At 70.2% G+C, this 9,446-nt stretch carries 8 protein-coding genes; 7 read left to right on the top strand and 1 reads right to left on the bottom strand.

Annotated elements, in window-relative coordinates; all coding sequences use genetic code 11:
• Window positions 1-692: sugar kinase (locus G3I65_RS48020; RefSeq protein ID WP_166641506.1), on the bottom strand; the 692-nt coding region annotated here is incomplete at its 3' end.
• A 151-nt stretch (window positions 693-843) separates the two neighbouring features.
• Here G3I65_RS48020 and G3I65_RS48015 point away from each other — a divergent pair.
• From G3I65_RS48015 to G3I65_RS47985, 7 genes are all read left to right on the top strand, one after another.
• On the top strand, window positions 844-2,142 hold the full coding sequence (locus G3I65_RS48015) for an amino acid deaminase (protein ID WP_160702139.1): 1,299 nt from the start codon (window positions 844-846) through the stop codon (window positions 2,140-2,142).
• The gene (locus G3I65_RS48010; protein WP_160702137.1) at window positions 2,142-3,737 is read left to right on the top strand and encodes an amidohydrolase family protein; all 1,596 of its coding nucleotides are present in this window, start codon (window positions 2,142-2,144) and stop codon (window positions 3,735-3,737) included. The genes G3I65_RS48015 and G3I65_RS48010 overlap by 1 nt, the downstream gene beginning before the upstream one ends.
• Complete coding sequence (locus G3I65_RS48005; protein WP_160702135.1) at window positions 3,734-5,122, top strand: GntP family permease; 1,389 nt, start codon at window positions 3,734-3,736, stop codon at window positions 5,120-5,122. Before G3I65_RS48010 ends, G3I65_RS48005 begins: the two co-directional genes overlap by 4 nt.
• Before the next feature lie 48 nt (window positions 5,123-5,170).
• Window positions 5,171-6,298 carry a lactonase family protein gene (locus G3I65_RS48000; RefSeq protein ID WP_160702133.1) on the top strand — a complete coding sequence of 376 codons (1,128 nt, stop codon included), beginning with the start codon at window positions 5,171-5,173 and terminating at the stop codon, window positions 6,296-6,298.
• Between the two features lie 73 nt (window positions 6,299-6,371).
• The gene (locus G3I65_RS47995; protein WP_160702131.1) at window positions 6,372-7,655 is read left to right on the top strand and encodes an extracellular solute-binding protein; all 1,284 of its coding nucleotides are present in this window, start codon (window positions 6,372-6,374) and stop codon (window positions 7,653-7,655) included.
• On the top strand, window positions 7,655-8,602 hold the full coding sequence (locus tag G3I65_RS47990; protein WP_160702129.1) for a carbohydrate ABC transporter permease: 948 nt from the start codon (window positions 7,655-7,657) through the stop codon (window positions 8,600-8,602). Before G3I65_RS47995 ends, G3I65_RS47990 begins: the two co-directional genes overlap by 1 nt.
• A complete protein-coding gene (locus G3I65_RS47985; RefSeq protein WP_160702127.1) occupies window positions 8,593-9,441 on the top strand; it encodes a carbohydrate ABC transporter permease in 849 nt (282 codons plus the stop codon). The genes G3I65_RS47990 and G3I65_RS47985 overlap by 10 nt, the downstream gene beginning before the upstream one ends.
• Window positions 9,442-9,446: the final 5 nt, after the last annotated feature.

Genomic DNA, 9,446 nt, shown 5'->3' with positions numbered 1-9,446 from the left:
ACCCGCAGCGCCGGCGAGAACAGCGGCTCGCCTTCGACCAGGGTCGCGCCGCGCTCGCCGTGCTTGACGACCAGCGTGCGCGGGCCCGGCAGGAGGGCGCGCAGTTCCGCCGGGTCGCCGGTCCCCCACACGCGCTGGGCTTCGTCGTCGCCGGTCAGCACGATGTCGGCCTGCCCGGCCAGCTCGGCGAGCAGGCTCGGGTCGCGGCCGGTCCAGAGCGCGGGGCGGAAGTTGACGTCGAACGAGATCAGCCGGTCGCCGCGCGGCATGTCCAAGAGCGCGCGGACCAGTGCGAGGCAGCTGTCGGACAACGCCGGCGTGATGCCGGACAGGTGGAGCACGCGGACGCCGTCGAGCTCGAGCCGGTCGAGGACCTCGGGGCCCATCGCCGAGGCGGCCGAGCCGGTCCGGTAGTAGCGCACCGGGCTGCCGCCCGCGCCGCTTTCCTTGATGTACAGCCCGGTCGGGCGGAGCGGGTCGACGGAGCACGCGCTGACGTCAACACCGGCCGCTGAAATTTCACGGACCATCGCGCGGCCGAACGGGTCGTCGCCGACCGCGCTCACCCAGCCGCTCGAAACCCCCAGCGCCGGCAGGTTGCAGGCCACGTTCGATTCGGCGCCGCCGATCGTGCGCAGCCACCGCTTCACCTCGTCCGGCGGGCCGGCTTCGGCGGGCACGAACATCGCCATCGACTCGCCGACACACAGCACCTCGGGCCCGCTCGTCACTGTCCGTCTCCCTGCCCTTCACCCCGTTGACCTGTGGCGACCCGGATGCTACACCTATGGCACTCAAAATGCGCAACAGTCGTTGCAACATACGCAACAAAGGTCGCCGCCGATGAACGACTGCACCATGGACACCGCCGCGCTCGACGCCCTCCGCCAGGAGCGCGTCGACTGGCGGTTCCGCTCCGCCGCCCCCGCCCTGACCGGGCTCACCCTGGAAGAAGCCGCGGACCGCGGGCTCAACCTCTTCACCGACGGGTTCTTCGCGCCCTTCGTCGTGCTCGACGACGAAGCTCTCGAGCACAACCTGCGGACGATGGCCGCGTGGTGCGCCGCCCGCGGGGTCGTGCTCGCCCCGCACGGCAAGACGACCATGGCGCCGCAGCTGTTCGCGCGCCAGATCGAGCACGGCGCGTGGGGCATCACCTGCGCGAACGCCGGTCACCTCCGGATCTACCGTGCGTTCGGCGTCTCGCGGATCCTGCTGGCCAACCAGCTCCTCGACCCGGCCGGCCTGCGCTGGCTGGCCGCCGAACTGGCCGCGGACCCGGACTTCGAGTTCGTCTGCTGGGTCGACTCGGTGCGCGGCGTCGAGCTGATGACCGAAGCCCTCGCGGGCAGCGAGCGCCCGGTCGACGTCCTGGTCGAACTCGGCGCCGACGGCGGCCGCACGGGGGTCCGCGACACCGCGACCGCCTGGGCCGTCGCCGAAGCGGTGGACGCCAGCCCGGTGCTGCGGCTGCGTGGCACCGGCGGCTACGAGGGCGCGCTCTCCCACGACACCGACGAAGCCGCGCTCGCGAAGATCAGCTCCTATGTGGACGGTCTGCGCGACCTCGCGATCTCCTTCGCGGACAAGGGACTCCTCGGCGGGCAGGTCATCGTCACCGCCGGCGGCAGCGCGTACTTCGACCAGGTGGCGAACGAACTCACGAAGCCGTGGCCCGACGGCCTCGACGTGCTGCCGGTGCTGCGCAGCGGCGCCTACCTCACCCACGACGACGGCTTCTACCGCGAGATCTCCCCGCTCGGCGACCACCCGCGCATCGACGGCGTCGAGTCGTTCCGGCCGGCGCTGCGGGCCTGGGCGCAGGTGACGTCGAAGCCGTCGGACACCCTCGCGCTGCTGACGATCGGCAAGCGCGACGCGTCCTTCGACGAAGGCATGCCCGAGCCGCAGCTGCGCCGCACGCCGGACGGCCCGGCGGAGCCGCTCGACGGGCACGTCGTCGCGAAGATGAACGACCAGCACGCGTTCCTCACGCTGCCGCCGGGCTCGCCGGTCGAGGTCGGCGACTGGATCGGGCTCGGCCTCTCGCACCCCTGCACGGTCTTCGACAAGTGGCCGCTGCTGCCGGTGACCGCGGCCGACGGCGAAACCGTCGTCGACCTCGTCCGGACGTGGTTCTGATGGACGTCGTCATCAAGAACGCGCTGGTCGCGGACGGCACCGGCGAGCCACTGGCCCGCCACGACGTCGGCGTCAGCGACGGCCGGATCGCGGACGTCGCTGCCCCGGCCTCACTGACCGGCGGCCGGACCATCGACGCCGATGGGCTCGTGCTCGCGCCCGGGTTCATCGACATGCACTCACACTCCGACCTGCAGCTGCTGGCCAACCCGGAGCACCCGGCGAAGATCACGCAGGGTGTCACGACCGAGGTCCTCGGCCAGGACGGGCTGTCCTACGCCCCCGTCGACGACGCCGTGCTCGAAGCGCTGCGGCAGCAGCTCGCGGGCTGGAACGACGACCCGGCCGGGTTCGACTGGAACTGGCGCTCGGTCGGCGAGTACCTCGACCGCCTCGACCGGGGCATCGCGGTCAACGCCGCCTACCTCGTGCCGCAGGGCACCGTCCGGATGCTCGCCGTCGGCTTCGACGACCGGCCCGCCACCGAGGCCGAGCTGAACCGGATGAAAGAACTGGTGGCCACCGGCCTGGCCGAGGGCGCGATGGGGATGTCGTCCGGGCTCACCTACACCCCGGGGATGTACGCGGAGACGAGCGAGCTGGTCGAGCTGTGCCGCGTCGTCGGCGAAGGCGGCGGGTTCTACAGCCCGCACCACCGCAGCTACGGCAAGGGCGCGCTCGAAGCGTTCGCCGAGATGATCGACGTCAGCAGGCAGTCCGGCTGCCCGCTGCACCTGGCGCACGCGACGATGAACTTCTCGGTCAACAAGGGCAAGGCACCCGACCTGCTGAAGCTCCTCGACGACGCGCTCGACGACGGCTGCGACATCAGCCTCGACACCTACCCGTACCTGCCCGGCGCGACCTACCTCTCGGCGCTGCTGCCGAGCTGGGCCACCGAAGGCGGGCTCGAACCGACGCTGGCCCGGTTGTCCGATGTGGACACGCGTGAGCGGATCCGGGTGGCCATCGAGGAGTCCGGTTCGGACGGTGCGCACGGCGTTCCGATCGATTGGGACGCCATCGAAATCAACGGCGTCCGCCACGACCACAACGCCCACCTCGTCGGGCACAGCGTCGCGGCGTCGGCGGTCAAGGCGAACGTGACCCCGGCGAACCTCTACTTCGACACGCTGCTGGACGAAAAGCTCGGGACGTCGTGCCTGATGCACGTCGGGCACGAGGAGAACGTCCAGGCCATCATGCGGCACCGCACGCACACCGGCGGCAGCGACGGCCTCCTCGTCGGCGCCCGGCCGCACCCGCGCGCGTGGGGCACGTTCCCCCGCTACCTGGCCCGGTACGTCCGCGAGCTGGGCGTGCTCGACCTCGCCGAGTGCGTCGCCCACCTGACCGGGCGGGCCGCGCGGCGGCTGCGGCTGGCCGACCGCGGGCTGGTCCGCGCCGGGTACGCCGCCGACCTGGTGCTGTTCGACCCCGAGGCGGTCACCGACACCGCCACCTTCGACGATCCCCGGCAGGCCGCCGCCGGGATCACCCACGTCTTCGTCAACGGCGTCGCCGCCCTCGACGACGGAACCCCCACCGGCGCCCTCGCCGGACACTCCCTGCGCAACCCCCGGAGAGCCCGATGATCCACTGGCTGCAACACACCACGGGCGGGCTGCTGACGCTCGCCGCCGTCTCGATCGCCGTCCTGCTGGTGCTGATCATCAAGCTCAAGCTGGAGCCGTTCATCGCGCTGATCGTGGTCGGCCTGCTGACGGCGCTGGCCGCGGGCCTGCCCGTCGGGACGATCGTCGGCTCCGCCCAGAAGGCGTCGGATTCCTTGCTGGAGAAGGGGTTCGGCAGCATCCTCGGGCACATCACGGCGATCATCGGCCTGGGCACGATCCTCGGGTCGATCCTGGAACGCTCCGGTGGCGCCAAGGTGCTCACCAGCGCGCTGCTGCGGTCGTTCGGCGAGAAGCGGGCGCCGCTGGCGATGGGCGTCGCCGGCTTCGTCTTCGGCATCCCGGTGTTCTTCGACATCGGCATCTTCGTGCTGGCGCCGCTCGTCTACGTCGCCGCGAAGCAGGGCGGCAAGTCGCTGGTGCTGTACGCGATGCCGCTGCTGGCCGGCCTGTCGATCACGCACGCCTTCCTGCCGCCGCACCCCGGTCCGGTGGCCGCGGCCGGCCTGCTGCACGTCGAGCTCGGCTGGATCATCCTGATGGGCCTGGCCTGCGGCATCCCCGCGTTCCTCATCGGCGGCGTGCTCTACTCGACGTGGATCGGCAAGCGGATCGTCGTCGACGTGCCCGAGGACATGGTCTTCGCCGAGGAAGAGGGCGAGCGGGAGGAGAACCCGCCGTCGCTGGGCCTGGTCGCCGCGATCATCGCGGTGCCGCTGGTGCTGATCCTGGCCGGCACGTTCGGCAGCATCTGGCTGCCCAAGGGTTCCGCGCTCGCCGGAGTCGCCGCGTTCATCGGCACGCCCGCGGTCGCGCTGACCGTCGCGGTGCTGCTCGCGTCCTGGCTGCTCGGGCTGCGGCGCGGGTTCACCGGCAAGGACCTCAACGAGCTGGCCGCGAAGTCGCTGCGGCCGGTCGCGATGATCCTGCTGGTCGTGGGCGCGGGCGCGTTCTTCGGCGCGGTGCTCTCGGCCACCGGGATCGGCAAGGCCGTGGCCGATTCGCTGCACGACGCCGGGTTGCCGGTGCTGCTCGCGGCGTACGTGATCAGCTGCGGCATGCGGATCGCGCAGGGCTCGGCGACGGTCGCCATCGTGACCACGAGCGGGATCATCGCGCCGACCGTGGCGCAGCTCGGGTACACGCAGATCCAGCTGGCGCTGCTCGTCATGGCGATCTCGGCCGGGTCGATCATCGCCTCGCACGTCAACGACGGCGGGTTCTGGATCGTTTCGCGGTACTTCAACCTGACGGTGCCGCAGACGCTGAAGTCCTGGACCGCACTGGAAACCGTGCTTTCCCTTTCCGGTTTCGGGGTTTCGGCATTGCTCATGGCCGTGGTCTAGACCATACTGGAGCAAAGCCGCCGCCCGAACCGTTGGGAGACAAAGACGATGACCGGACTTTCCCGTCGTACGTTCCTCGGCGCCGCCGCGGGAGCGGGTGCCGCGACCGTTCTCGGCGCGCAGGCCGCCGCCGCGGTCACCACTTCGAAGGGCTGCATCGTCGGGGGAACCGCGTACATCGGCAGTTACACCAGCGGGGCCACCGGGCACGGTCTCGACGTCTCGGTCCGGACGGGAGCCACCCTCGGCCCCGTCCGGACCGTGCCGGGCATCACCGACACGTCGTGGTTCGACCGCAGCGCCGATGGCAAGACGCTGTACGTCACCAACGAAGGCGACCCCGCCGGGTACGTCTCGGCGCTGAACGTCGCCGACGCGACGAAGCCCAAGCTGCTCAACAAGGTCTCCTCGAAGGGCGGCGCGCCGACGCACCTGAGCGTGCATTCGAGCCAGAAATACGTGTTGGCCGCGAACTACAGCTCGGGCAGCGTCGTCGTGCTGCCGATCCTGGCCGGCGGCAAGCTCGGCGCGGCCACGGATCTCGTGACGCACCACGCGGATTCCGGGCAGGCGCACGCGCACCAGGTCGTCAACGACCCGACCGGCCGCTGGGTGCTGTCGGTCGACCTCGGCGCCGACTCGGTGTACGTCTACTCCCTCGACGTCGCCACCGGGAAGCTTTCCCTGCACCAGCAACTGAAACTTCCCGCCGGCGCCGGGCCACGGCACCTCGCGTTCGACAAGACCGGCGCGTTCGCCTACATCCTCCAGGAGCTGCGGCCGGAGGTGACGGTGGCGAGCTGGGACGCGGCCACCGGCACGCTGAAGGCGCTTTCCGTCGTCCCGGCCGTGCCGCCGGGCAGCACCGGCGAGCTGTACCCGGGCGAGATCGCCCTGTCGAAGGACGGGAAGTTCGCCTACGCCACCGTCCGCGGCCCCAACACCCTCGCGACGTTCGCCGTCGACGGCGCTTCGCTGAAGCTGGTGTCCACTGTGGCCACCGGTGGCAACTGGCCACGGCACGTGGTCCTCGACCCGGCGGAGAACTGGTTCTACGTCTCGAACCAGCGCTCCGGCACCGTCACCTGGCTGCCCCGCGACCCGGCCACCGGCCTACCCGGCGCGGTCGCCGGCTCGCTCGCCGTCGGCAGCGTCAACTCCGTCTACTTCGCCTGAGCAAGGACCGTCGTGAGTGTTTAGGGCGGTTCTAACCGCCCTAAACACTCACGACCCCTACTGGAGGATCCTCATGAGACTGCGCCGAACCCTGCCTGTTTTCGCCGCGGTGACACTGCTGGCCGGCTGCGCGCCCACCCAGTCCGCGCCCGCGGGCAGCGGCGGGGACGACAAGACCGGCACCGTCCGCGTCTGGCTGTTCGACGAGGCCAACCGCGCGCCGAAGGAGGCCGCGGTCAAGGAGGCCATCACCGAGTTCAAGGCCGCGCACCAGGGCGTCGACGTCGACGTCCAGTGGGTGCCGGTCGAAGGCCGGGCCGACAAGTTCTCCGGCGCCTTCAACGATCCGAACAACGCGCCGGACGCCGCCGAGTTCGGCAACACCGACGTCTCCAGCTACGCCGCCACCGGCGCGCTGGCCGACCTCAGCGGCGACCTCGCGTCGTGGAGCGAGGGCAAGGACCTCATCCCGACCGTGCTCGACACCGCGAAGTCCGGCGGCAAGACCTACGGCCTGCCCTGGTACACCGGCATCCGCGCGTTGTACTACCGCACGGACGTCTTCACCGAGCTGGGCCTGAAGCCGCCCGCGACGCTGGCCGAGCTGGCCGACACCGCCCGCCGGATCCGCGCCGCCAAGCCGGACCTCTACGGCATCGCCGTCGGCGGCAAGTACACCTACGCGATGCTGCCGTTCCTCTGGGCCAACGGCGGTGAGCTGGCCAAGGACACCGGCGGCAAGTGGAAGTCGGCCGTCACCGAAGAGCAGGCCAAGGCCGGCGTCACGCAGTACGCGTCGCTGCTCAAGGACGACGTCTGCCCGCCCGCGCAGTGCGCGAACCTCACCGGCACGCAGAGCGTCACGGCGTTCGCCGGCGGCAAGGCCGGGATGACCATCGGCGGCGACTTCAACCGCAAGGCCGTCGAACAGGGCGCGGCGAAGGTCAAGTACGCCGTCGTCCCGCTGCCGGGCGCCACGCCGGGCAAGATCGCCCCCGCGTTCGCCGGCGGCAACCTGCTCGGCGTCTTCAACGCGAGCAAGCACCGCAGCCTGGCGCTGGAGTTCATCGAGCTGCTCGGCGGCGCGAAGTACCAGGAGAAGATGTACACGGCGATGGGGAACCTGCCGACGCTGAGCAGCGTGCAGCAGAAGCTCGCCGCGAACGACCCGTTCCTCAAGCCGTTCGTCGACACGCTGAAGTCCGGCACGAAGTTCGTCCCGGCGACGCCGGCGTGGTCGAAGATCGACAGCCAGAACGTCCTGCCCACCGCCGTGCAGCAGATCGCGACCGGCGGCAAGGACCCGGCGGCGGCCCTCACCGACGCCGCGGCCGCGATGGACAAGGCCTTCGGCTAGTGGTGACCGTCCAAGAGGCCCCTGCCGTCACGGCTCCCGCGCGGAAGCCGCGGCGGCAGGGCGACGGGCGGGCCGCGGCGCTCTACCTCGCCCCGGCGGGCATCCTGCTCGCCGCGATGCTGGCCTACCCGATCTACCAGCTCGTCCTGATCTCGTTCTACGACTACGGCCAGCCGCAGGCCGCGGGCAACGCGCCGCTGGTGTTCCTCGGTTTCGCGAACTACGCGGACTTGTTGTCCCAGGCGCAGTTCTGGACCGTGCTCGGCAAGACGGTCGGGTTCGCCGCCGCCTGCGTTGTCGGCTCGCTGATCGTCGGCACCGGGCTCGCGGTGCTGGCCAGCCGGGTGCGCTCGCTCCCCCGGTCGCTGCTGTTCCTGGCCGCGCTGGGTGCGTGGTCGACCCCGGCGATCGCGGGTTCCTACGTCTGGCTGTTCCTCTTCGACACCGACTTCGGCCTGGTCAACGAGGTGCTGACCAGGCTCGGGCTGCCGTTCGAGCACCACTCGTGGACGTTCGGCACGCTCGGCGCGTTCGGCCTGGTCGCCGCCGAGGTCATCTGGTGCTCGTTCCCGTTCGTGCTGGTCACGATGTACGCGGGGATCAAGGGCGTGCCGGACGAGGTGCTGGAGGCCGCGTCGCTCGACGGCGCGTCGGTGTGGCGCGCGAGCTGGTCGATCGTGCTGCCGATGGTGCGGCCGCTGCTGATGATCGCGACCGTCCAGTCGATCATCTGGGACTTCAAGGTGTTCACCCAGATCTACGTGATGACCAACGGTGGCGGCGTGGCCGGGCGCAACCTCGTGCTCAACGTCTACGCCTACCAACAGGCCTTCGCCGGGCAGGAATACGGCCTCGGGTCGGCGATCGGAGTCGTGATGACGCTGTTGCTGCTGTCGATCACCGGGTTGTACGTCCGGTCGCAGCGCCGGAGCGCGGCATGGCTGTGAACCGTCCTGGGCGCCTGGTCGCCGAAGCCGTCACGATCGTCATCGCCGGGCTGATCGCGTTCCCGCTGTACTGGATGCTGCTGTCGGCGGTGAAGCCGCCGGGTGAGATCCAGTCGGCGAACCCCAAGCCGTGGACGTTCAGCCCGTCGTTCGACAGCTTTTCGCGTGTGCTCACGGTGTCCGGGTTCGGGCGCTTCTTCCTCAACAGCCTGCTCGTGGCCCTGGTCGTGGTGGCGCTGTCGCTGCTGCTGTCGTTCCTTTCGGCGGTCGCGCTGACGCGGTTCTCGTTCAAGGGCCGGACCGTGCTGCTGGTGATGACGCTGGTCGCGCAGATGGTGCCGGTGGAGGCGCTGACCATCCCGCTGTTCTTCCTGATGCGCCAGATCGGCGGCGTGGTGCCGGCGTTCGGGCTCAACGAACTGGGCTCGCTGGTGCTGGTGCACCTGGCGTTCAGCCTGCCGTTCGCGATCTGGATGCTGCGCGGGTTCGTCGCCGCGGTACCGGTCGAACTCGAAGAAGCGGCCAAATTGGACGGTGCGTCGCGGATGCGGTTCACCTGGCAGATCCTGTTCCCGTTGGTGGCGCCCGGGTTGGTGGCGGTGAGCGTGCTCGCGTTCATCCACGCCTGGAACGACTTCCTGTTCGCCAAGACGTTCATCATCTCCAAGACCGAGAACCAGACGCTGCCGCAGGCGATCCTGGTGTTCTTCAAGCCGGAGGACACCGACTGGGGTGCGGTGATGGCGTCCTCGACCTTGATGACGATCCCGGTGCTCGTGTTCTTCGTCCTCGTCCAGCGACGGCTGGTGTCCGGCATGGCCGGCGCCGTGAAGGGCTGACGTGT

The organism is Amycolatopsis sp. SID8362, from assembly GCF_010550475.1.
GTDB classification, from domain to species: domain Bacteria; phylum Actinomycetota; class Actinomycetes; order Mycobacteriales; family Pseudonocardiaceae; genus Amycolatopsis; species Amycolatopsis eburnea.
Note: the sequence above shows the minus strand (reverse complement) of the source record. Positions and strands in the feature narration are given on the sequence as shown.

Excerpts from the sequence above, each read along its gene's own strand:
- G3I65_RS48015 (WP_160702139.1), top strand. The coding sequence starts at position 844 with ATGAACGACTGCACCATGGACACCGCCGCGCTCGACGCCCTCCGCCAG.
- G3I65_RS48010 (WP_160702137.1), top strand. The coding sequence starts at position 2,142 with ATGGACGTCGTCATCAAGAACGCGCTGGTCGCGGACGGCACCGGCGAG.
- G3I65_RS48005 (WP_160702135.1), top strand. The coding sequence starts at position 3,734 with ATGATCCACTGGCTGCAACACACCACGGGCGGGCTGCTGACGCTCGCC.
- G3I65_RS48000 (WP_160702133.1), top strand. The coding sequence starts at position 5,171 with ATGACCGGACTTTCCCGTCGTACGTTCCTCGGCGCCGCCGCGGGAGCG.
- G3I65_RS47995 (WP_160702131.1), top strand. The coding sequence starts at position 6,372 with ATGAGACTGCGCCGAACCCTGCCTGTTTTCGCCGCGGTGACACTGCTG.
- G3I65_RS47985 (WP_160702127.1), top strand. The coding sequence starts at position 8,593 with ATGGCTGTGAACCGTCCTGGGCGCCTGGTCGCCGAAGCCGTCACGATC.